Origin of the sequence: Flavobacterium plantiphilum (assembly GCF_046000495.1) — a bacterium.
Lineage (GTDB): Bacteria > Bacteroidota > Bacteroidia > Flavobacteriales > Flavobacteriaceae > Flavobacterium > Flavobacterium plantiphilum.
Genome location: NZ_JBELQA010000005.1, coordinates 19,751 through 43,468 on the forward strand (window position 1 = coordinate 19,751; position 23,718 = coordinate 43,468).

General features: G+C 34.8%; 21 protein-coding genes. 7 read left to right on the top strand and 14 right to left on the bottom strand.

Going from position 1 to position 23,718, the window contains the following annotated elements:
* Positions 1-147: 147 nt before the first annotated feature.
* The 3 genes from ABS764_RS09530 to aspS all read right to left on the bottom strand — a co-directional run bounded on the left by ABS764_RS09530 (position 148) and on the right by aspS (position 2,820).
* Positions 148-513: an NADH-quinone oxidoreductase subunit A gene (locus ABS764_RS09530; protein ID WP_408081560.1), complete on the bottom strand. Its 366-nt coding sequence runs from the start codon at positions 511-513 to the stop codon at positions 148-150.
* A gap of 235 nt (positions 514-748) precedes the next feature.
* On the bottom strand, positions 749-943 hold the full coding sequence (locus ABS764_RS09535) for a cold-shock protein (RefSeq protein ID WP_007137066.1): 195 nt from the start codon (positions 941-943) through the stop codon (positions 749-751).
* A gap of 128 nt (positions 944-1,071) precedes the next feature.
* Positions 1,072-2,820 (bottom strand): aspartate--tRNA ligase, encoded by a 1,749-nt coding sequence (aspS, locus tag ABS764_RS09540; protein WP_408081561.1) that lies wholly within the window; start codon positions 2,818-2,820, stop codon positions 1,072-1,074.
* Positions 2,821-3,055: 235 nt separating this feature from the next.
* Here aspS and ABS764_RS09545 point away from each other — a divergent pair, with 235 nt between their 5' ends.
* Positions 3,056-3,403 carry a toxin-antitoxin system YwqK family antitoxin gene (locus ABS764_RS09545; protein WP_408081562.1) on the top strand — a complete coding sequence of 116 codons (348 nt, stop codon included), beginning with the start codon at positions 3,056-3,058 and terminating at the stop codon, positions 3,401-3,403.
* Between the two features lie 66 nt (positions 3,404-3,469).
* Here ABS764_RS09545 and ABS764_RS09550 read toward each other — a convergent pair whose 3' ends face one another.
* The 9 genes from ABS764_RS09550 to ABS764_RS09590 all read right to left on the bottom strand — a co-directional run bounded on the left by ABS764_RS09550 (position 3,470) and on the right by ABS764_RS09590 (position 15,158).
* Positions 3,470-5,020 (bottom strand): PepSY-associated TM helix domain-containing protein, encoded by a 1,551-nt coding sequence (locus tag ABS764_RS09550; RefSeq protein WP_408081563.1) that lies wholly within the window; start codon positions 5,018-5,020, stop codon positions 3,470-3,472.
* 2 nt (positions 5,021-5,022) lie between these two features.
* Positions 5,023-5,325 (bottom strand): hypothetical protein, encoded by a 303-nt coding sequence (locus ABS764_RS09555; protein ID WP_408081564.1) that lies wholly within the window; start codon positions 5,323-5,325, stop codon positions 5,023-5,025.
* Between the two features lie 10 nt (positions 5,326-5,335).
* Entirely contained in the window at positions 5,336-5,662 is a 327-nt protein-coding gene (locus ABS764_RS09560) for a hypothetical protein (RefSeq protein ID WP_408081565.1), read from the bottom strand.
* Positions 5,663-5,727: 65 nt separating this feature from the next.
* Positions 5,728-8,217, bottom strand: a complete 2,490-nt coding sequence (locus tag ABS764_RS09565; RefSeq protein WP_408081566.1) for a TonB-dependent receptor domain-containing protein — start codon at positions 8,215-8,217, stop codon at positions 5,728-5,730.
* A 185-nt stretch (positions 8,218-8,402) separates the two neighbouring features.
* On the bottom strand, positions 8,403-11,594 hold the full coding sequence (locus ABS764_RS09570; RefSeq protein WP_408081567.1) for an efflux RND transporter permease subunit: 3,192 nt from the start codon (positions 11,592-11,594) through the stop codon (positions 8,403-8,405).
* Positions 11,595-11,601: 7 nt separating this feature from the next.
* Positions 11,602-12,663 (bottom strand): efflux RND transporter periplasmic adaptor subunit, encoded by a 1,062-nt coding sequence (locus ABS764_RS09575; RefSeq protein ID WP_408081568.1) that lies wholly within the window; start codon positions 12,661-12,663, stop codon positions 11,602-11,604.
* A 1-nt stretch (position 12,664) separates the two neighbouring features.
* Entirely contained in the window at positions 12,665-14,005 is a 1,341-nt protein-coding gene (locus ABS764_RS09580) for a TolC family protein (protein ID WP_408081569.1), read from the bottom strand.
* Entirely contained in the window at positions 14,002-14,613 is a 612-nt protein-coding gene (locus ABS764_RS09585; RefSeq protein ID WP_408081570.1) for a TetR/AcrR family transcriptional regulator, read from the bottom strand. The genes ABS764_RS09580 and ABS764_RS09585 overlap by 4 nt, the downstream gene beginning before the upstream one ends.
* A gap of 23 nt (positions 14,614-14,636) precedes the next feature.
* Positions 14,637-15,158 carry a YceI family protein gene (locus ABS764_RS09590; protein WP_408081571.1) on the bottom strand — a complete coding sequence of 174 codons (522 nt, stop codon included), beginning with the start codon at positions 15,156-15,158 and terminating at the stop codon, positions 14,637-14,639.
* 215 nt (positions 15,159-15,373) lie between these two features.
* Between ABS764_RS09590 and ABS764_RS09595 the strand changes: the two genes are divergently transcribed.
* The 3 genes from ABS764_RS09595 to ABS764_RS09605 are packed head-to-tail and all read left to right on the top strand — an operon-like array spanning position 15,374 to position 17,444.
* Positions 15,374-16,348: a polyprenyl synthetase family protein gene (locus ABS764_RS09595; protein WP_408081572.1), complete on the top strand. Its 975-nt coding sequence runs from the start codon at positions 15,374-15,376 to the stop codon at positions 16,346-16,348.
* A 2-nt stretch (positions 16,349-16,350) separates the two neighbouring features.
* On the top strand, positions 16,351-17,079 hold the full coding sequence (locus ABS764_RS09600; RefSeq protein ID WP_408081573.1) for a hypothetical protein: 729 nt from the start codon (positions 16,351-16,353) through the stop codon (positions 17,077-17,079).
* Positions 17,080-17,087: 8 nt separating this feature from the next.
* On the top strand, positions 17,088-17,444 hold the full coding sequence (locus tag ABS764_RS09605) for a hypothetical protein (protein ID WP_408081574.1): 357 nt from the start codon (positions 17,088-17,090) through the stop codon (positions 17,442-17,444).
* A gap of 33 nt (positions 17,445-17,477) precedes the next feature.
* On the opposite strand, the gene ABS764_RS09610 is transcribed toward ABS764_RS09605, so the two are convergent.
* Both ABS764_RS09610 and ABS764_RS09615 read right to left on the bottom strand, forming a co-directional pair.
* The gene (locus ABS764_RS09610; protein ID WP_408081575.1) at positions 17,478-17,624 is read right to left on the bottom strand and encodes a hypothetical protein; all 147 of its coding nucleotides are present in this window, start codon (positions 17,622-17,624) and stop codon (positions 17,478-17,480) included.
* Positions 17,625-17,934: 310 nt separating this feature from the next.
* Positions 17,935-18,483 carry a hypothetical protein gene (locus ABS764_RS09615; protein ID WP_408081576.1) on the bottom strand — a complete coding sequence of 183 codons (549 nt, stop codon included), beginning with the start codon at positions 18,481-18,483 and terminating at the stop codon, positions 17,935-17,937.
* 115 nt (positions 18,484-18,598) lie between these two features.
* Here ABS764_RS09615 and ABS764_RS09620 point away from each other — a divergent pair, with 115 nt between their 5' ends.
* The 3 genes from ABS764_RS09620 to ABS764_RS09630 all read left to right on the top strand — a co-directional run bounded on the left by ABS764_RS09620 (position 18,599) and on the right by ABS764_RS09630 (position 23,668).
* Entirely contained in the window at positions 18,599-21,385 is a 2,787-nt protein-coding gene (locus tag ABS764_RS09620) for a 2-oxoglutarate dehydrogenase E1 component (RefSeq protein ID WP_408081577.1), read from the top strand.
* 191 nt (positions 21,386-21,576) lie between these two features.
* On the top strand, positions 21,577-22,791 hold the full coding sequence (gene odhB / locus ABS764_RS09625) for a 2-oxoglutarate dehydrogenase complex dihydrolipoyllysine-residue succinyltransferase (RefSeq protein WP_408081578.1): 1,215 nt from the start codon (positions 21,577-21,579) through the stop codon (positions 22,789-22,791).
* Between the two features lie 97 nt (positions 22,792-22,888).
* Positions 22,889-23,668 (top strand): ThuA domain-containing protein, encoded by a 780-nt coding sequence (locus ABS764_RS09630; protein ID WP_408081579.1) that lies wholly within the window; start codon positions 22,889-22,891, stop codon positions 23,666-23,668.
* The last annotated feature ends 50 nt before the right edge of the window (positions 23,669-23,718 follow it).

The following is a 23,718-nucleotide window of genomic DNA, read 5'->3' on the forward strand; positions in this document are numbered from 1 at the left end:
TTTAGATTTTAGATTTCAGATTTGGAAAACCTTAAAAATGAAATCAATATTTAAAAATCAATATTATATTTTGAGAAATTTACTTTTCAAATCTAAAATTCTAAATCAAAAAAATCTAAAATCTACAATCTGAAATCTAATATTTCTTTATTCCCATTGTAAAGCTTTCTTTTTGATGATATAGAAAAAACCAACTAAAAGTAAAGCCATAAACACAATCATTTTTATCATTCCTTCTATTCCCAGTTCTTTGAAATTAATAGCCCAGGGATATAAGAAAATTACTTCAATATCAAATAGAACAAATAAAATAGCGACCAGGAAGTATTTTACTGAAAAAGGGATACGTGCATTTCCCACAGATTCAATTCCACACTCAAAATTTTTGTCTTTTATAACTGATTTTCTTTTAGGGCCTAATTTCCCGGAAATAAGGATGGTGGCTACTACGAAGCCCACAGCAAGTAAGGCTTGCATTAAAATAGGAAAATAATTGAACTGTTCTGATTGCATAATAAAATATTTGTGCTAAAATAAGTCACAAAGATATGCTTCAATGTTATAAATCACAAGCAGTGAATGTAAAATCATATTGGTTTTGAAGGAGTTTTTCGGTAGTTTTTAATGATTATAAATAAGGATTTCTGTGTTTCTTAAAAAAAACTAAAAATTTAACTTTTAATTATAAAAAAAAGCGTCCCGATATTATCGGGACGCTTTGAGCATTCGTAACAAAAAAATATTTTGTTTAGATTACTGCAACTTTAGCAGCAACTTTTCCTTTTCTTCCTTCTTCTTCTTCGTAGCTAACTCTGTCACCTTCGCGTAATTCTTCCGCGTTGATTCCTGAAGCGTGAACAAAAATGTCTTTTCCTGTTTCTTCGTCTGTAATGAATCCGTAACCTTTTGATTCATTGAAAAATTTAACTGTACCTGTACGCATTGTAATAGTAATAATAATTTATAATAAGGCAAATGTAATGTTTAATACAATACGAAAATGATTAATATCAATTTTTTTAATAAAATAATTGATATTCAGCCTATTCAGTGCGTTTCGAAAGATATTTATTATAAATCCAATTGAATGCGTAATTCCTTTAATTGTGTGCTGTCAATGGCTGAAGGCGCATCAATCATTACATCTCTTCCGGAGTTGTTTTTTGGGAAAGCAATAAAGTCGCGAATAGTTTCCTGTCCACCTAAAATAGCCACTAAGCGATCCAATCCAAAAGCAAGTCCTCCGTGTGGTGGTGCTCCAAACTGGAAAGCATCCATCAGGAAGCCAAATTGTGCTTTTGCTTCTTCATCGGAGAATCCTAAATATTTAAACATCAATTGTTGCGTAGCTTTATCGTGAATACGAATTGATCCACCACCAATTTCGTTTCCGTTTAAAACCATGTCGTATGCATTGGCACGAACTTTTCCGGGCTCGGTTTCTAATAAAGTAATATCTTCCGGTTTGGGAGAAGTGAAGGGGTGGTGCATCGCATGATAACGACCGCTTTCTTCATCAAACTCTAATAAAGGGAAATCAACAACCCAAAGTGGTGCAAAAACATCCGGATTGCGTAATCCTAAACGAGTAGCTAATTCCATTCTCAAAGCACTTAATTGTGCTCTGGTTTTGTTAGCAGGTCCTGAAAGTACAAAAATCATGTCTCCGGCTTTTGCACCAGTAACTTTTGCCCAATTTCCTAAATCTTCTTGATCATAGAATTTATCTACAGATGATTTAAAGCTTCCGTCTTCATTACATTTTACATACACCATTCCGCTTGCACCGACCTGAGGACGTTTTACCCAGTCAATTAAGGCGTCAATTTCTTTTCTGGTGTAACTTCCTGCTCCCGGAACTGCAATTCCTACTACTAATTCGGCAGTATTGAAAACTGGGAATTCTTTGTGTTGTGCAAATTCGTTCAATTCACCAAATTCCATCCCAAAACGGATATCCGGTTTGTCGTTTCCATAAGTTTTCATCGCATGTTCATAGGTCATACGAGGGAATTTGTCCACTTCAACTCCTTTTATTTCTTTTAGCAAATGACGTGTTAGCCCTTCGAAAATATTTAAAATGTCTTCTTGTTCCACAAATGCCATTTCGCAGTCAATTTGAGTAAACTCAGGTTGACGGTCGGCACGCAAATCTTCGTCACGGAAACATTTCACAATCTGGAAATATTTATCCATTCCACCTACCATCAATAATTGTTTGAAGGTTTGTGGGGATTGTGGTAAAGCGTAAAATTGTCCTTCATTCATGCGGGAAGGTACTACAAAATCTCGAGCTCCTTCCGGAGTCGATTTAATTAAATAAGGCGTTTCTACTTCGCAGAAATCCAAATCAGATAAATATTTACGCACTTCCATCGCTACTTTGTGACGGAATAATAAACTGTTTTTTACCGGATTTCTTCTGATATCAAGGTAGCGGTATTTCATTCGGATGTCTTCCCCACCATCTGTTTCATCTTCAATTGTAAAAGGAGGTGTTAAAGCGCTGTTTAGAATGTTTAACTCAGAAACTAAAATTTCGATTTCACCCGTTGGGATATTTTTATTTTTAGCTTCACGCTCAATAACAGTTCCTTTTACCTGAATTACAAATTCTCTTCCAAGAGTTTTTGCTAATTCAAATACTGTTTTTTCAGAACGACTTTCGTCGAAAATTAATTGTGTTATTCCATAACGGTCTCTTAAATCTACCCAATTCATGAATCCTTTATCACGTGATTTCTGAACCCAACCCGCAAGTGTAACTTCGGTGTTTATATGTGAGGCGTTTAACTCGCCACAGTTATGACTTCTATACATTCTTGAAAAATTTAATTATTTGATTTGTAAGTCCGTTTAAAGACCGGCTGCAAATTTAGAACTAATTATGTACATTGAATTGAGAAAATTGATTTTTTAATAGCAGTTGGTAATAAGTAGTTTTAATTTCCAATGTTAAGTTTTTATCCAATGTTACTAAATTGTTACCAAATTGTTTTTTAAATGTAAATTAATATGTAATTTTGATAAAAGAAACCACGTAAAATTTTACATTATGAAAAAATATATAGTTATCGGAGCAATTTTAATTACAGGGATGATTTTTGCACAAGCACCTAAACCACAATTAGAAGCAGTAGGAAACAAAGTAAAAGCAACTTATTTTTATGAAAACGGACAAGTGCAGCAAACAGGTTTTTATAAAGACGGAAAATTAGACGGAAAATGGGTTTCCTATGATAAAGAAGGAAACAAATTAGCTATTGCTGAGTACAAAAAAGGAGAAAAAGTGGGGAAATGGTTCCACTGGAATGCTTCAACTCTAAGCGAAGTGGATTATGCTGATAATAAAATTGCCTCTGTAAAAAACTGGAAAAAAGAAGCAATAGTGAACATTGATTAAATGTGCAATTGTTGATTCAAAAAAAGGCTTTTCCTGAATTTAGGAAAAGCCTTTTTTTTAGCTTCATTATTTTTTTTCTTTATTACTTTTTAATTTAAAGCTGGCATATAAAGTTATTGTCGAGAGTATAATCCAGAAAACATCTATAAAAAACGTTTGAAATTGATTGTTGTTATAAGCTATCCAAAACCAGTTTCCTGTTTTGATACCATTTACAACAGGAATCATAAAACCCAGTATACTTCCCGAAATTAAACAAAACTGATTAGTAAAACGATTGTTTTTCTTTAGAATAAAAAAGATGCTTAAAAGTAACCAGCTGATAAAATATACTGAATACGTATTGTCTCTGCCTAGAGGATAATACATTTTAGCAATAATAAAGGTAAATGCGGTAACCGGCAGCATGCTCAGGCAAATCGCCAAATAAATGCGGACTACAACTTCATTGAAACGTCTTTTTTTCTCAGGGATACTTTTCTTATTTCTTGCAACCAACCAAATCATAACTCCTGAAATGATTACAAAACAGGATAAAATTCCCAATAAAAAACTGATTATTTTTAAACCATAACCGCCATAGTCGCCAAAATGAATGCGATACAAAATGTTTTTTACACAATCTAAATAGGTGGTTTGTGTCAGAGGATTTTTTTTAGATACGATCTCCCCGGTGGCAACTTTATAAACTACTTCACCAGCACCGGTAAATTTTTTATCATATTCGATTTCTCCTTTTACAGTTACGTGCATGTTAGCATCCCCATAGTTTTGAATTTCTACACGGGTAATATTAAAATCATCCCAGTTTTTCTTAGTATTTACAACCATTTCCTTGATACTGAACGGTTTGGTTAATGCTTTGTGTTCAAATGGATAATCAGTGCCGGAATATTGTAATTCTGTATATAATTTTTTCTGATCTCCCTGATAAAGCAATTGAACGCTGGGAGCTACAATGACTAATTTTATCATAAAAAAAGCACCCGTTACTGCATATACAAACTGGAATGGTAAACCCAGCATTCCCAGAGAAGTATGTGCGTCGGTCCACCAGGTTTTTAATTTTTCTTTTGGACGAAAAACATAAAAGCTGGAAATAATTTTTTTCCAATGTAATAAAACTCCGGTGACAATGGCAAAAAGAAAAAACAGAGCAATAAATCCGGACAGATAATAACCTACAGGATAGGGAATTTGTGCCAGAAAATGCAAACGATAAATAAACTCGCCCAGATTGTATGATTCCTCATAGGTCGATGTTTGATAAGTCTTATTGTTTAAGATAAGGTATTTTGATTCTTTTGCCTTATCAGAAGCCAGGCTGTCTTTTGATGCTTCAAGTGAAATTCCTGTGCTATGCTTATTCTGAGGTTGATAAAAACTGATGTTTCTGCCCTGTAAATCATAAGCCGAATCTAATTTTTTCAGAGCCTCATCAAAATTTAATTGTATCGTTTGACTTGCTGAAGTGGGTGTTCCTTTTTCCCAGCTTGCAATATCTTCTTTAAAAAATGAAAATGAACCTGCAAAAAAGATTACGTATAAAACGACGCTGATTACAATTCCACTGACAGTGTGGGTATGAAAAAAGATGTTGTAATTTCTATTATTCATAATTATTGTGCTATCGGATTATAATTTTGCCCTAAGTATAGTATTGCTGAAAAGAGCAGGCTTAATGCTAAGTAAATCAGCCAGATTTTCCATCCATTCTTAGCTAAGAATGCCACTACCATCAATGCCACCCAAAGGATAAAACCACTAAAAGCCATTGTTATAATAATGTTGGCTCGGTTAAACCAGCTGGCTAAAGCTAAATGGAAGCTGATAGAGACCAGATAACCGCCTAAAATCGCTGCAGTTATTTTAGCAAAACGCTGCCATTTGGATTGTGTTAAATATTTTGGATTTGCTGGCATGGTTAATTAGTTATAACATTTCGATTAAAGTGGCCGTTGTAAAAAGTAGAATGACAAATGACGGTTTTATAATCTTTAAGGGACTTATAATGATAATCAGGCTTCCGATAGTCATTAATAGTATGAAGTAAATCAGCGTTCCTGAACCTAATGCTTTTTCGAGTAATAAAACAAAAAAAGCACTCAGCAACAATACTAAACCTACATATTTAGTGGGTCTGGTATTTTTTTTAATCCATTGCTCATATGGCCTGTCATACGAAACATAGGTTTTTTGCGAAGTATAATAAAGTGCATAAAAGCCCATGAAGATTAGAAAACTTACAACTGAAATCATAACTTAATATATTAGAATCAGCTTAGCTGAAAATAGACTGGCTAAGCTGATTTGTTTTTATACTATTAAAATTTATAAGAGAAACTGGCTGACGCGCTTCTCATGTTTCTGGGATGAATCGTTGACCATCCGTCGTAGGTATCTACGTTAGCAATGTTATCAATTTTTAATGTTAAATTGAATTTGTCATTTCCATAGAACACAGAAGAGTTCAGAACCGTATATTCAGGTATGGTAAATGTTCCGGTAACCAGACCGTGAGTAATTTTGTTTTCACCGGAATAGTTTCCTCCAAATCCTAAACCAAATCCTTTTAATGTATTATTTTGGAATCTGTAACTTGCCCATAAATTAGCTGTATTATAAGCACCAGCACTTGTTGGTCTGTATCCCACAGTATTAATATCTCCTTTAGTTACTCCGGCATCTACATAGCTGTAACCTGCAACAATGTTGAATCCCTGAATTGGGTTGGCAATAATTTCGGCTTCAAAGCCTTCATTTCTTTGAGCTCCATTCTGAAAGTATGTAATATCAGTTGCTGAGTTACGAATGTTATAAACACGGTCAGTAACTTTAATGTTATAGTAACTGATTGTTGTGTATAATTTATCTTCAAATAAATTCAGTTTTGTTCCAAATTCTAATTGGTCTGCGTGTTCAGGATCAAAAACTCTTGGTGTTCTGGTGGATCCGTTAATGTCTTCGGCAGGGGCAACATTTGTAAATCCGTTCATATAGTTGGCAAAAAGGGATACTTTATCTAAAACAGGCTGGAAAACTACTCCAAATTTCGGAGAAAGTGCTGTTTGATTGTAACTTCCGTTTTGAGCATTCATAAATCGGTCTACGCGCAAACTCGCCATAGCAGATAAATTAGGCAAAAAGTTGATTACATCTGATACATAAGCACTGTATACTTCCTGTTTTTGTTTGGAATTATTAACAGTTGCTCCGGCTAATAAGGCATCTGTGGCATTTTTACTCAATTTACCGTTATCTCCTGTTCTTATATATTGAGCCGGATTAGTGATTTTAAAAACGGATTGATTAACCGTTTGTAAATTATCATCTCCAATATAAACTGCACCATTTTGTACATATCCTGTACCATTATCAATAATTTGACGATTGAAATAATCTAAACCGGCAACAATGCGGTTTCTCATGTTTCCTATTTTGAAATCACCAATAAAATTTTGTTGAATATCGGTTGCTAAAGTTGTTGAGTTTTGATAATTTAAAAGTCTTTCAAATACAAGACCATTGTCAATTCCTTCATATTTTCGTTCATTTGAATTGGGTAACAGGGCGTCTGTACTATCAAATAAATAGTTGTAATAGCCTTCTGATTTTGCCGATGTTCTGGAAACAGCGGTTTGTGAAGTCCAGGAATCATTTATTTTATAAAACATTTGCCCTTGTAAATTGAAAGAAGGAGTTTTAATTGATAATTGATTACTGGTGTAAGAGCGCTTGTTGTCGTATCCTAATTCATCCATGTTCTTGACTCTTAGTGGAGTAGAACGGGTCAGGAACAACATTGTTGCATTCGTCGCTTCATTGCTTAAAAATTCAGTATTAATTAAGAATGAAAGTCTGTCAGACGCTTTATAAGATAATGATGGAGCTACAAATAGTGCTTTTCTGAATCCTGCATCCTGAAAACTATTTTCGTTGTGATAGGCAGTATTTATTCTGAAATTAACTGTTTTTTCTTCGTTAAGAGGCGTGTTAATGTCAGCTGTCACACGGTTTAATCCGTAGGAGCCTGCAGTATAATTTACTTCTCCGCCAAAACGGTCGTATGGAGTCTTAGTAGTAATATTGATTAATCCTCCGTACGAAACTAAAGTACTTCCAAATAAGGTTCCAGAGGGTCCTTTGATAACTTCAATCTTGTCTATGTTTGCCGGATCAAGACTTCCGTTAGACAATCCCGGTAAGCCATTTAGAGCTCTTGGCTGAACTGCAAAACCACGTAGAGAAAAATAACCCGCACCGTCTGAACCTCTTCCCGTTGATGTCCAAAGTGGCTGTATGCCAGGAGCATTTTTTAAGGCGTCGTCAATATTAGTAACTACCTGGTCTTTTAATAATTCTGAAGTGATGGTGGTATAAACCTGAGGATTTTCAAGATTTTTCAGAGGTAATCGTGATACCTGAACATTTTCTTTTCTGGCAAAATTGTTCTTTTTATTACTATTAACGGTTACTCCTGAAAGTTCTTCTGAATTAACATTGATTTCAGCATTTTGAATTAATTCCTGACCTGAAGACAAGATTATTTTAAATTCTTTGGCGATGTATCCAATAGCCGAAATTTTTAAAGTATAACTTCCGGGCTTTACATTTTTAATTTTATAATTGCCATTTGCGTCTGTAATGGTACCCCATCTGGTTCCTTTCAGAATAACAGAAATGTTTTCAGGAGACTGTTTGTCATTTAAGCTCACTTGTCCTGTTATTGTCCCTTTTTCCTGTGCCCAGCTTGGATTAGAAAATAAGAGAATAAATAATGAAGTTAAAATAATCAGCGTAGCCTTTGTTTTCATTTTATTTAGAATTGTTTTTGATAGCGCAAAAGTAAAGAGTGAAATGCGAAAAACCAAATAATTTTAATTTATTCTAAATAAGATACGAAAAACTGATGTTGCTGAAGGAAGTATTATTACAAAACTAATAAAGCCTGTACGATAGTTTGTACAGGCTTTATTAGTTTTGTCTTTGAATGTAAAAATTAAACTGTATGTTTTGGGGTAAAACCGTCTTCGCTTAATTCTTTATGGTCATAATCCGCCACCATTTCGGCATCGTAATCTACTTTTTCATCTTTGCCCATTCTCCTTAAGATAGAGTCAAATAATGAATATACTACTGGAACGATAATCAAAGTCAGAAATAATGATGATGTCAAACCACCAATAATTACCCAAGCCAAACCGTTATTCATTTCTGCTCCGGCTCCTTTTGCAATTGCAATCGGAATCATACCAAAGATCATCGCAATGGTAGTCATCAAAATCGGACGAAGACGCGCATGATTGGCCTGAATCAATGCATCATGAGTAGTTTCTCCTTCAGCTTTTCGCATATTCGCAAAATCGACAATCATAATTGCATTCTTGGCTACCAGACCGATTAACATAATCATACCAAGCATCGTAAAGATATTTAATGAATTTGCTGTTAATGCCAGAATTACCATTACTCCAATCAATGCTAACGGAATTGAAAACAATACCACAAACGGATATACAAACGAGTCATATAACGATACCATAACCAAATAAACTAATATGATAGCCGCTAATAACGCAATTCCTAAGGTACCCATACCTTCAGTTTGGTTTTCCATATCTCCGCTCCAAATGTAATTTACACCAGCTGGTTTCGTTTTTTCGTTATCCATAAACTGGGCTGCCCATTCATTAGCAACGTCACCTATTGGACGACCTACTACTTTTGATTTAACCTTTACAGATGGTGATTTGTCTCTACGCTCTAACAAACTTGGTCCAGAACCCATTTTTACATCAGCAAACTGACTTAATCTAATTTGTTGTCCTTGTGGATTTGTAAACATTAAGTTTCTAACATCTTCAATTGATTGTCTGTTAGCATCACCAAAACGAATATTGATGTCATATTCATATTCTCCTGCTCTGAATTTTCCATCGGTATTTCCGCTGAAAGCCGTTTGCATGGTTTGTCCTATACTTGCTAAGTTTAAACCTAAGGATGCCATTTTATCTCTGTCAATATTTACCTGAACTTCCGGACTACCGCCATCTGATGATAATTCAGCATCTACTGATCCGGGTACTTTTTTAAGCAATTCAAGAATTCGATTTGCTTCTTTATTGGCTGTTGCATTATCCGGACCTGTAACTACCATTTCAATTGGTGCAGCATCTGCACCCATTAATCCTATAGGAGCGGTTTTAAATTCAACTCCCGTGAATTTTTCTTCTAATGCTCTTTTTACCTTAGCCGATTTAATATCTGTGCTTTCGGAACGTAATGATTTGTCTACTAGATTTACCTGAATTTCAGACTGATATAAAGTAGCCTGTGCAGCACCAAAACCGGTGGATTGTTGTCCCACGGTAGTAATCATATCTACTACTTCTTTATCATTTCTAAGAAATTTTTCAACCTGTAAAGTTAATTGATTTGTTTTTTCTACCGAAGCATCCTTGGTTAATTCCATTTGAACTAAAAATTGGCCTCTATCGGTTTTAGGGAAGAATTCTCCACCAATAAATCCACCTCCAAGTAATCCCATTGTAGTTACAATTAAAAGGACAAATGTTAAAAACACAGTAAGGAATCTTCTTAAAGTTGTTTTTAGACACCACTCTAAAATTCCTGAAATCCAGTGTGTGAATTTATCTAATTGTTTTTCAAAACTAAGAATAAATCTTTCGAAAATATTTTTTCCAGTAAGGTGAACTAATTTACCGTATCTTGAGGATAACCATGGAATAATGGTGAAAGAAGCCAGTAAAGAGAACATTGTTGCGATTACTACAGTCACACAAAATTGAGCTAATATATCCGCTACTAATCCGGAACTCATCGCAATTGGTAAGAACACCACTACGATTACCAATGTAATAGCGGTTACCGTAAATCCAATTTCTGAAGCACCGTCATAAGCAGCGCGAATTCGGCTTTTACCCATTTCCATATGACGATATACGTTTTCTAAAACCACAATCGCATCATCCACAAGAATACCAACTACTAATGAAAGTCCTAATAAACTCATTAGGTTTAAGGTGTATCCCATTAAGTACATCCCGATTACAGTTGCGATTAACGAAACTGGAATAGAAACCATTACAATAAAGGCATTTCGGATATTGTGAAGAAATAGTAACATCACAATTGCAACCAAAATAATTGCTAAGAACAAATCGAAGATTACGTGATCTGCTGCTTCTAATGTAAAATCGGTAGTGTTATCTACAATTTTTACTTTTACCGCTTGTGTTTTATAATCCGTTTCTACCTGAGCAACTGTTTTTTCTATTAATTCAGAAACCGTTACTGCATTGGCATCCGATTGTTTCTTAACCTGCATTAAAATAGTTGGTAACTGATTGTATCTTGCTACTTTTTCAGTATCTTTTTGAGAATCAAAAACGCTTGCAATATCAGAAAGTCTTATCTGTGCTCCGTTTCTATTAGAAACCACAAGATTATTCATTTCGGCAATGTTTTGGTACTTTCCGGAAAGTCGGATAGTTGCTCTTGATGTTCTTGTTTTTAGAGCACCGGTTGGGAAATCAAGGTTAGATGTTAAAATTGCCTGTTGTACATCACCTATAGAAAGGCCGTATCCTTGCATTTTCTTTTCATCTAAATTAACCTGAATTTCTCTTTCCTGACCACCTACAAGATCAACTTGAGCTACTCCGTTTACACGTGAGAATATTGGTTCGATTTTTTTATCTAAAAGATCGTATAATTCTTTATTATTCAGTTTATCACTGGAAACACTCATGGTGATAATAGGAAGATCATCTAATGAGAATTTTTGAAGAGATGGAGCATCTACATCTTCAGGAAGATCTCCCAAGATTGCATTTACTTTTCTTTGCGCGTCATTCATAGCGTAGTTTACATCGGCACCAGTGTTTAGCTGAACCATTACAACTGATAAACTTTCGTATGATGAAGCTTCTACTTTTTTTACGTTTTCCAGAGCACCAACGGCATCTTCAATCTTTCGGGTTACCGAAGTTTCTACCTCACTTGGCGAAGCTCCCGGATACACCGTAGAAATAGTTACCATATTAGTTTCAAACTTCGGGATTAACTCATACCCCATTAAGGAGTAGCTTAACAAACCTCCTAAGGTAAGTATCGTAAATAGTACGATTACCAGGGATGGTCTTTTAATAGATATTTCTGCTAACTTCATTTTTATTTTACTTTATGATGTTAATTTTAGAACCGTTGTCCAGGTTGATTTGTCCAGAAGTAACTACTTGTTCTCCCTCATTTAATCCGTCTAAGATTTGAACTTTATCACCGTATACTTTTCCGGTTTGTACCTTAATTAATTTTGCAGTTCCATTGTTTATTACAAACAATTGCCCTGAACTTACTCCGTTTACAAATGCTGTTGCAGGAACGGTTATCATATTTTGAGTTTCAGCTCCGCTATTAGTTTTAAAATTAGCTGTAGCATACATACCTGCTTTTAAATTTCCACTGTTTTGAACTTCAATTTCAACTGGAAAATTTAATGAAGCATCACTTTTAGGGGCAATAAAAGTAATTTTTCCGCTGAAGTTTTCGTTAGCTAAAACATTAACATTTATTGATACTTTTTGACCTATTGAAATTTTCCCTATTTGACTTTCATCCACTAAAACAGAAAGTTTTAAAGAGTTAATATTAACGATTTCGAACAAAGCGGTACCAGGCGAAACTACCATTCCTGGTTCAACCATCTTTTTATTAATGGTACCACTAATTCCGGCTTTGATTCGGGTGTCGTTTACTTTTACATTTTGTGATTTTAAAGCAGCCTGAGCATTTTTCAACTGTAATCTTGAATTGTCAAGCTGTTGTTTTGTGACACCACCGGTTTTATAGGCGTTTTCATAACGCTCATTATCGGCAATGGCATTTTGTAAATTGTTTTGTGCCTGAGTTACTTCAACTTCAATAGCGTCCCTTTTGATAGTAGCCAGGGTTTGTCCGGCACTAACTTTCGATCCTTCTTTTACAAGAACACTTAGAATGCGACCTGAAATTTCTGCGGCTTGATTAATTTCTTGTTTTGGAAGAAAAGTACCATTGGCAACATAAGCGGTATTAATATTTTCTCTGGAAACAGTAATGGTATTTACGTTGATTTTATCTACTTGTTTAGCAACTTCGGCTACTTCTTGTTGTTGCTTTTCTTTATTATTTCCAATTTTGTAAGCTGCCAGTCCTATTAAAACAGCTGCTACGATGGCATATATTATGTTTTTTTTCATTTTAGTTATTTATTAAGTTTTTAAGTTCTCCTTTTGATTTTATTAGTTTAATTTCTGCCAGTTTATAATCTAGAATTGCAGCAGTATAATTGTTCTGTGCTTCGGTAGAAGCATTTTCTGCATCGAGTAAGTCTGTTAAAGAGGCTAAACCCTGCTGATAGTTATTGTTGATGTTTTTCAGAATTTCATCCGCTAAACTCATGTTTTCTTTTTGATTTTGCAGCGTGATGATGCTGTTCTCAATTTGCGTTTTTGCGTTTTTGTAATCTAAATCTAAAGATAACTGCGTGTCTTTAATATCTTCCTGAATCGTTCTTAGTTCAATATCAGCTTGTCTTATTTTAGCTCTTGTCCCAAAACCTGAGAAAATAGGAACTCTCAGATTCATTCCAATGGTCGAAAAATCTGACCAGTAAACACCGTCAGATGGTTTTGCAAACAATGGCATCTCAGGACCCTGACCAATGTAATTGTAGCTTGCTGAAAGAGATAGTGTTGGGTAATAGCCTGCAATTATTGATTTTTTTTGCAGTACTAATAATTCTTCCTGTTTTTTGAGCAGTAAATATTCAGAACGATTATTGGTATTTGGAGCATCTGTAAAAGCAGCAGGAGTTATTTCAAATTCTGTTTGCGGGATTTCGATTTGTGCATCCATTGGCATTCCCATATAAAACTTCAACGCATTTTCCTGTAACTGCAGCGAGTTAATAATTTGTTGTTTTTGAGTATTGATATTAGAAAGATTTACCGTCATTCTGTCTAAATCAATTCTTTTGGCTAATCCGTTATCAAATTGTCCTTTTACAATATCGCGAACTTTAGTAGTTGTTTTTAAATTACTTTCAGCAAGCGCCAGCTTTTGACGTAAAACATATACCTGATAATAATTATTAGCCACTCTTTCAATAACCTGTTCTTCGGTTAGCTGATTGTTGATCTGATAAAATTCACGGGTCGTTCTTGCTGCTTTCAAACCTGTAAAAACAGATTGATCAAATAACGCCTGTGTTAAAGATACACCTGCTGTAGAAGTCCATTTTTGTCCTAATGGTGCTAAAATTGTCGTTCCCGGTGTGCCGAAAAAATCGCCCGGTAAAGCATTCAACTGCAAAATAGGATTATAAGTCAAATTTCCGTTTGCCGAAATTTGAGGTAAAGCTCTGGAGCGAACTTCCTGAATCTGATATTCGCTGTTTTCAATTTGTAATTGCGCTTTTTTAGCATCTGCTTTATTTTCCAGTGCATACTGAATCGCTTCTTTGAGTGTTAGTGATTTAATTTCCTGCGCTTCGATGGAAACGGCTAGAAATAATATGGTGATTAAAATTATTCTCTTCATTGATTATTAATTATATTAAGATTTGATAATTGTTTATTTAATTCAGTAATTCCTTTTTCTGTAGCCATAGCTCTGGTGTGGTATTCTAAAGCTTCAAGTTCTATTCTTTTAGCTTCGCGTTCAGAACTGGTATTTTCATTGATATGAAAAATCAGGATGTAATAAAACTTTACATAAGTTTCAACATCGAGATCGTTTCGGTATAAGCCTTCCTGAATTCCTTTGGTGATGTTTTGTCTGAAACAGTGTTCGCATTGGTTTACTTCCTGTTCTAGAACCCGCTGGTATATTTCAGGATAATGTTTTTTTAACTGATAAATAGGAGAGTTGTCCAGGCTGCTGTTAAAAAGTTCTCCAAACATTTTTCTGATTTCAAAATTCTCCTGGATGGCATTGTAGTTCTTCGCTACAACACTGTCAATTAATTCATGCACCTGTTTGTGAACCAGTTCGGTGCTTTCCTGAATTAATACTTCTTTGTTGCAGAAATATTTATAAATGGTTTTTTTAGAAATACACATTTCACCTGCTATGTCGTCCATGGTGATGCTTTTAAAACCTAATTTTAAAAACATTTCGCTTGCCTTGGAAATAATCTTCTCTTTCATTGTTGTCTTACTTTCATTATTGATTACATACTAAACTCTACGTTAGCCACAAGTTTAATATCCTGTCCGGTTGTTAAACCGTTATTAGTGTGAAAAGAATTAGAGGCTAATCCAAAATCTTTTCGGTTAATAGCTGCCGTGAGTTCAAAAGCTATTTTTTTTTCTCCGTCTAAATAGTCATTTTCTATCAGTTCAACATCAAGTTCTACTGTTTTAGTAATGTTTTTGATGGTTAAATCTCCTTTTATAAAATTAATGTTTTTGTTAATTTTTTGAAAAGATGTGGATTTAAAGCTGATAGTGGGGTATTGATTTACGTCGAAAAAATCATTCAGTTTTAAGTAATTACTAAACTGTTCCAGCTTTGATTCCCTGTTTTTAACATCTAATGAAAAAGCTATTGTGGCGTCTTCAATCTCATTGTTGTCAAAATCAGCATAGCCTTGAAAACTGTTGAATGTGCCTCCTAAATAGGCAATTATTGAATGTCTCATTCTGATTAAAACATCCGATTCATTTGAATTAACTTTCCATTTTGTCTTCATGATGCCATAGGTTTTTTACAATTTCTTCCGATGATATAAAGTTTTTCCTGATTAGAAGCGCTTCGGAATTTAATTGTTAAATATGGCGCAAATATAGAACGGAAACTTTAAAAACCAAAATAGTTTCCATTGTATTTAAAATAATTTAACATTTCATTGATAACCGAAGTTTGTAATCCAGTGTGAATGCTGTAAATTAGCCCAAAATTATGTTTATGCACGCCTTAAGTCAATATCAGGAATTCGTAACAGAATATCTTAAATCGCAGTTAGAAGTAAAAGAACCTAAAAATTTATACGAACCCATACATTATATATTGCATCTTGGCGGGAAAAGAATTCGTCCTGTTTTAACGGTGATGAGTGCGGAAATTTTTGATGTTTCCTATGAAAAAGCATTACCGGCTGCTTTAGCTGTTGAGGTTTTTCATAATTTTTCATTGGTGCATGATGATATTATGGACGATGCGCCGCTGAGAAGAGGGAATGTCACTGTGCATGAAAAATGGGATACTAATACCGCTATTTTGTCCGGAGACGCAATGCTGATTCTGGCTTATCAGTATTTTGAAAAATATGAACCTGTAATTTTTCAGGCGTTAGCTAAGTTATTCAGTAAAACAGCGCTGGAGGTTTGCGAAGGTCAGCAATGGGATGTGGACTTTGAAACTCGAAATGACGTTACCATTCCGGAATATTTAAAAATGATTGAATATAAAACTGCTGTTCTTGTGGCTGCGGCAATGAAAATGGGAGCTATTATAGCTCAGACTTCTGATGAAAATGCTGATTTAATTTATGAATTTGGTTTGAATTTAGGATTAGCGTTTCAGTTGCAGGATGATTATCTGGATGCTTTTGGCAATCCGGAAACATTTGGAAAGCAGGTGGGTGGTGATATTATTGAGAATAAAAAAACCTATTTGTATCTAAAAGCAATGGAATTTGCTAACGCGATGGACAGGCAGGAACTGGCTGATTTGTTTTCGATTCAAATGGAAGAAAATGAAGCTAAGATTGTTCAGGTAAAAGAAATATTTATCAATTCAGGAGCTTCGGCTGCAACTAAGAAAGCGATTGAAGTCTATACTTTTAAAGCTTTTGATACTTTAGATAAGATGGATGTTGAGGCGGAGAAAAAACAAATTCTCCGTTCTTTTGGCGAGAATCTGATGGGGCGTAAAGTTTAAAAATGATAAACAGGATTCTATTTCTTCCCGAAAAACCAAATGCCGGAATGCAATTGTTATTGGCGTTTTTGTTTCCTGTTTTTACTTTTACGGCACTCGGAATTGATTCTGTCTTTTTTGCCGGACGTTATTTTGACGGAAGGCAAATAACTAATTTTATTTCGATAGTTTATTTCCTGATTTTCTTTTTTGCGTCTGATTCCTATTTGAGGAAATTAATGTTTATCATGGTCTTTTTGTCTTATTTAGGTGAAATTATCTTTTGTAAATGTTTAGAAATGTATCATTATCGAAATGAAGCTATACCTTTATATGTTCCTTTTGGTCACGCAATAGTGTATGCCTCAGGTTATGTTTTTGCACATACAAAATGGGCAATCAGGCAAGAACGAAAATTAAAAGTGTTTTTTCCAATATTGTTTATCTTGCTGTTTCTTTTTGTGGGTCTTTTTTTAAATGATATTTTTTCTTTAATTTTCGGTATTTGCTTTTTTTTACTTTTAAAAAGAAAGCGTTGGGAAAATCTCTATTTTTTTATTGCTCTTTGTGTTGTTTTTATAGAATTAGTGGGTACTTTTTTTCAATGCTGGACTTGGGAACCTGAAATTTTCGGAATAATACCTACAGTAAATCCGCCTCTTGGAGCAGTTTTCGTTTATGCCGGCGGAGATGTGCTTTTAGTTAAGATTGTTGAACTTTTGGAAAGGCAAAAAAGAATATTAACCTGTTGATTACTGTTATGAATTTTATTAGTCCTGTAAATACTGATTTGTTGTTTGAAGAAGCGCAAAAAGATGCTTTGTATTTGAAGTTAGTCGAGCAATTAAACAAAGATTTCAATCTGGCTAATGAAGGTGTGGATTTTCCTATGAGTATTTCTCCGGAAGAGCTAAAGATTCAATTGCATGAGAAAGTCTATCGGTTAATCCAGTATAAGTTTGCTGAATATTTGAATTTGCTTTATGTAATTGATGTCTCTGAAGATGAAATCAAAAAGTTGGATGGCTCTGATTTAGTTGTCTTAGCAGAACAAGTTGCTTTTTTAATTTTAAAAAGAGAATGGCAAAAAGTTTGGTTCAGAAATAAGTTTAAATGAGTTGCTGAGAAGCTAAGATTCTGAGTTGTTAAGTTATATTTCGCTCCAGTAATAAAATTTCGTATTTTCTTTAGTTTTTAAAATGGAGTCGTAATTATTTTTCTCAATAGGAATGTATTGGTCGTTTTCTAAAATAAAAACTTGTTGATTTTTTAAAATGGCATCAATATTTTTTGACATTTCTTTTAATTCTTTGGTTTGGTGATTTCCTTGAGATGCACCCTATGTGAAAATGCCAATCACATTTTTTTTCAGTATTTTCAAACCGATTGTTATTTCACAATCATAAGTTGCAATCCATAAAAAACTATTCCCATTTTGCTTTTTATCGAACAGTCGAATGATTGATCTTTTTTGAAATTAACAGTTTTTAAAAATCAGGATGATTTTCTTTTAAATATTTTAATGTTGTATCTGAAAATAAAGCTTGATTCATTTACTGTTTTTTTGATCTTAGAAAATTAGCTACTTAGGATCTCAGCAACTTTGATCAAAAATAAAACCGTACAAAAGGCATAAACGCATCGCTGTAAGCACTTTTGTTGTCGTCATGTAAAACATTGTACCGGGCGCCAATAGTTACATTTCCACTGCGGTAACCGGCGCCTAGGAACAAGCCAGTGTTCCAGAAATTATTGCTAAAACCATCATTGTCGCCAATTCCTTTGACATTGACTCTTAATTGTTCCAGTTCGGCTGAAAGCTGAATTTCAGGAATAGGATTGAAAAGGGTGATTAAGCTTCCGCCATAAAGGTTTGAATTGTAAAGATCTTTTTGTTTTACATAGGTATATTGTGCGCCAAGACCTACTGCAAAATATTCATTTACATTATAAATCGCACTTGGAGAAACGGAAATATCAGTGTATCTGTTGCCAAAACTTAAGCCTAATCCGCCTCCAAATTGTACTTTCTGCCAAAAATTATTACCGGATTTAAAGTTGGAACTCTGATTTTGAGCTGATAATTGAGCTGAAAAAAATCCGATTAAGACGGTCAAAATTAAATTTGATACGCCTAAGACATGTTTTTTTGTCATAAGTAGTAAGGTATTTAACATTTTAATAGTTAAAAGTGTTTTAATTTACAGGTAAATTTAGTTGATTATTGTACTTTTGCCAAACTATTTTAACAAAAAGTATATTCACAATATTATGGATAGGTTTTCATTTTTAAATGCAGCGCATACCGAATTTTTCGCTCAATTATACGATCAATATTTAGAAAATCCAGATAGCGTTGAGCCTAGCTGGAGAAGTTTTTTCCAGGGTTTCGATTTTGGAATGGAAACTTACAATGAGGAGAATCCAGTTCAATACAGCAGAGAAGTTGCTTCAGCTTCAGTGTCTCCGGCAGCTGTTGATAACAGCAAGATTTCAGAACAACTTCAAAAAGAATTTAAAGTTGTAAAATTAATTGAAGGATACCGTACCAGAGGACATTTATTTACTAAGACAAATCCTGTAAGAGAACGCAGGACTTTTTCTCCTAGTCTGGATTTAGAGAATTTTGGTCTGTCGTCTGCTGATTTAGCTACTGTTTTTGATGCGGCTAAATTATTAGGCCTGCAACCTTCTTCTTTGTCTCAGATTATTGACCATCTTACAGCGGTTTATTGTCAGCATATCGGTATTGAATACATGTACATCCGAAGACCTGAAATTGTAGAGTGGATTCAGGAGAAATTAAATATCAATGAAAACCGCCCTACTTTTTCTGCTGAAGAAAAGAAGGGAATTTTAAATAAATTAAATCAGGCAGTTTCTTTTGAGAACTTCCTGCATACTAAATATGTAGGTCAAAAACGTTTTTCTCTTGAAGGAGGAGAAACAATTATTCCTGCACTGGATGCCTTAATTGAGAGAGCAGCCGAAAAAGGAGTAGAGCAATTTGTTATGGGGATGGCTCACCGTGGTCGTCTGAACGTTTTGGCTAATATCTTTGGTAAATCTACTCAGGATATCTTTTCTGAATTTGACGGAAAAGATTATGATCAGGAATATTTTGATGGTGACGTAAAATACCATTTAGGTCTTACGGCTGATAAAATTACCAAGTCAGGTAAGAAAATCAACATTAACTTAGCTCCAAATCCTTCGCACCTTGAAACTGTAGGTGCAGTTATTGAAGGTATTACAAGAGCAAAACAGGATAAATATTTTGCAAATGATTTTTCTAAAGTATTGCCTATCGCCGTTCACGGTGATGCTGCAATTGCAGGACAGGGAATTCTTTATGAAATTATTCAAATGGCACAATTAGATGGTTACAAAACAGGAGGAACCATTCATATTGTAATCAATAATCAGGTTGGTTTTACAACGAATTACTTAGATGCACGTTCATCGACATATTGTACGGATGTGGCTAAAGTGACTTTGTCTCCGGTATTGCACGTGAATGCTGATGATGCTGAGTCTGTAGTTCACGCCATGCAATTTGCATTGGATTTCCGTATGCAATTTGGACGTGACGTATTTATTGATTTATTAGGATATAGAAAATATGGTCATAACGAAGGTGATGAACCTCGTTTTACACAGCCAGTATTGTATAAACTGATTGCAAAGCACAGAAATCCAAGAGATATTTATGCTGAAAAATTATTGTCTGAAGGTGTAATCGATGCTAATTTGGTTAAAACTTTAGAAAAAGAATACAAAGACGATTTAGATCATAATCTGGAAGCCTCACGTAAAAAAGATTTAACTGTAATTACTCCGTTTATGCAAAATGAATGGAAAGGATTTGAACAGGTTTCCGATGATGTAATGCTGCAAAAAGTAGAAACTAAAGTTGAAAAAACAACTTTGGATTCAATTATTAAAACAGTTTCTATGTTACCGTCTGATAAAAAATTCATCAATAAAATTACAAAAATCGTTACCGACAGAAAAGCGGGTTACGACAACAATACTATCGATTGGGGTACTGCTGAGACTTTGGCTTATGGTACTTTATTGACCGAAGGCTTTGATATCCGTATCTCAGGTCAGGATGTAGAGCGTGGTACTTTCTCTCATCGTCATGCAGTAGTAAAAGTAGAAGATTCTGAAGAAGAAGTAGTTTTATTAGACCACATCGAAAACAAAAAAGGAAACTTCCGCATCTTCAACTCTTTCTTGTCTGAATACGGAGTTTTAGGATTTGATTATGGATATGCTTTGGCTAATCCAAACTCACTGACTATTTGGGAAGCACAATTTGGGGATTTCTCTAACGGAGCTCAAATCATGATTGACCAATACATTTCTTGTGGAGAAGACAAGTGGAACAATCAAAACGGATTAGTAATGTTATTGCCTCACGGATACGAAGGTCAGGGAGCTGAACACTCTTCTGCACGTATGGAGCGTTATTTACAATTATGTGCCCGTCACAATATGTATGTAGCAGACTGTACAACGCCGGCTAACTTCTTCCATTTGTTGAGAAGACAAATGAAAACTAAATTCCGTAAGCCATTAGTTGTTTTCTCTCCAAAAAGTTTATTGCGTGATCCAAGATGTGTTTCTACAGTGGAAGAATTAGCCAATGGTGAATTCCAGGAAACTATTGACGATACTACTGTAAACAAAGTCGATGTGAAAACATTAGTTTTCTGTACGGGTAAATTCTACTATGATATTGTAGCCGAAAGAGAAAATAATGGACGTAATGATGTAGCGGTGGTTCGTATCGAGCAATTGTTCCCATTACCGGTAGAACAATTAAAAGCAATTATCGCTCAATATCCAAATGCGGATGATTATGTTTGGGCACAGGAAGAACCTAAAAACATGGGAGCTTACACGTATATGTTGGCTAACTTTGATTTGGTTAAATGGAGATTGGCTTCGTTAAAAGCATACTCGGCACCAGCTGCAGGAAGTTATACAAGAGCAAAACGCCGTCATGCAGATGCTATCAGAATGGTATTTGATAAAAATTTATTTAGATAGTCATTGCGAAAAATGAAGCAATCTCATTAAAATATTTTTTTTCAGAAGCTATTTCCTGCTGTCCGCTGTATCTTTTTCTTTTTAAAGAAAAAAAGAAAAAGGATGCCGCTACCATCAGGGCTAGAAACAAACACAAAAGAATAACGATTCATACATTAAAAAATAAAATTCATAATTTAAAATATTAGGACATGATTTTAGAAATGAAAGTTCCATCACCAGGGGAATCTATTAAAGAAGTTGAAATCGCCACTTGGTTAGTAAAAGATGGGGATTATGTTGAAAAAGATCAGGCAATTGCTGAAGTAGATTCAGACAAAGCTACATTAGAATTACCAGCTGAAGCGAGTGGTATTATTACCCTAAAAGCAGAAGAAGGTGATGCAGTAGCAGTAGGAGCAGTAGTTTGCCATATTGATACTGCAGCGGCTAAACCGGAAGGATCAGCACCGGCAGCAGCACCTGTTGCAGAGGCTCCAAAAGCAGCACCTGCATCAGCGGCTCCGGCAGCACCAGCAGCTACTTATGCAACGGGAACTCCATCTCCGGCAGCTAAAAAAATATTAGACGAAAAAAATATCGAGCCTGCTTCAGTTTCTGGAACTGGAAAAGGAGGAAGAATAACTAAAGATGATGCCGTAAATGCAGTACCGTCAATGGGAACTCCTACAGGAGGAAACCGTGGTGCTGAGCGTACTAAATTATCCATGTTGCGTCGTAAAGTAGCCGAAAGATTAGTGGCTGCTAAAAACGAAACAGCTATGTTGACTACTTTCAACGAAGTAAACATGACACCAATTAATCAATTGCGTAATGAATACAAAGATGCTTTCAAAGCAAAACATGGTGGTGTTGGTTTAGGATATATGTCATTCTTTACAAAAGCGGTAACAAGAGCTTTAGAATTGTTCCCTGATGTAAACTCAATGATGGACGGTGATTATAAGGTAGCTTATGATTTTGCTGATATCTCTATCGCAGTTTCCGGCCCTAAAGGATTAATGGTTCCTGTAGTTCGTAATGCTGAAAACCTGACGTTCCGTGGAATTGAAGCTGAAATCAAAAGATTAGCTATCAAAGCGCGTGATGGTCAAATTACTGTTGATGATATGACTGGTGGTACTTTTACAATCACTAACGGTGGTGTATTTGGTTCTATGTTGTCTACTCCAATTATCAATCCTCCACAATCAGGAATTTTAGGAATGCACAACATTATTGAGCGTCCAATTGCGGTAAACGGTAAGGTTGAAATTCACCCAATGATGTATGTGGCTTTATCTTATGACCACAGAATTATTGATGGTCGTGAGTCTGTTGGTTTCTTAGTTGCTGTAAAAGAAGCTTTAGAAAATCCGGTAGAATTGCTTTGCGGTGGAAATCCTAAAAAAGCATTTGAATTGTAGACTTCGACAAGCTCAGTCTGACAAACATATAAATCCCAAAGTTCATTTAAGGACTTTGGGATTTTCTTTTTATATTCGAGAAATAAATTGAGGAATTATGAAAACCAAATTACTGTTGCTTACTATTGTTTTTAGCTTAAGTTCTGTTTTTGCAAATCCACCTGCTAAAAAACGCATTTTAGTGTATACCAAAAACGGAAAAGGCTATGTGCATAAAAATATTGCTTCAAGTGTGGGAGCCTGGAAAAAAATTGGTGAAATAAACAATCTAATTGTTGACGTTTCAGATGATCCGGCAGTTATGAATACTGCTAATTTAGCAAAGTACAGCTGTCTGGTGTTTTCGAATACCTGCAATGATATCTTTGATACTGAGGAACAAAAACAGGCTCTTGTCGATTATATTCATGCTGGTGGTGCTTATGTTGGAGTTCATAGTGCATCAGATTCTGAAAAAGACTGGTCTTGGTATGCTGAAATGGTAGGAGGGAAGTTTAAAAGGCATCCGGCTTTTCAGGAATTTGAAATAAAAGTAATTGATAAAAATCATCCGGCTACTTCAATGTTAGGAGAAAAATGGACAAAAGAAGATGAGTGTTATTATATGAACGAATTCAATCCTAATAACCATGTTCTTCTGGCTGCCGATATGCGAACAGTGAAAGATAAAGAAAAAGAAATCTATCCAAGGCGTACTTTTGGGGATTATTTACCTTTGACCTGGTGTCATGAGTTTGAAGGAGGCAGAGTGTTTTATACCGCTTTAGGTCACGATAGTAAAGATTATGTTGATCCCGTATTTTTAAAACATCTTGAAGGTGGACTTCTGTGGGCTTTGGGTAAGAAGCCAAAAGAGTTTCATTTGAAGAAAAAATAAAATAAATAGTGCATACAAAAAAGCCTTCTTTTTAAACTGAAAGAAGGCGT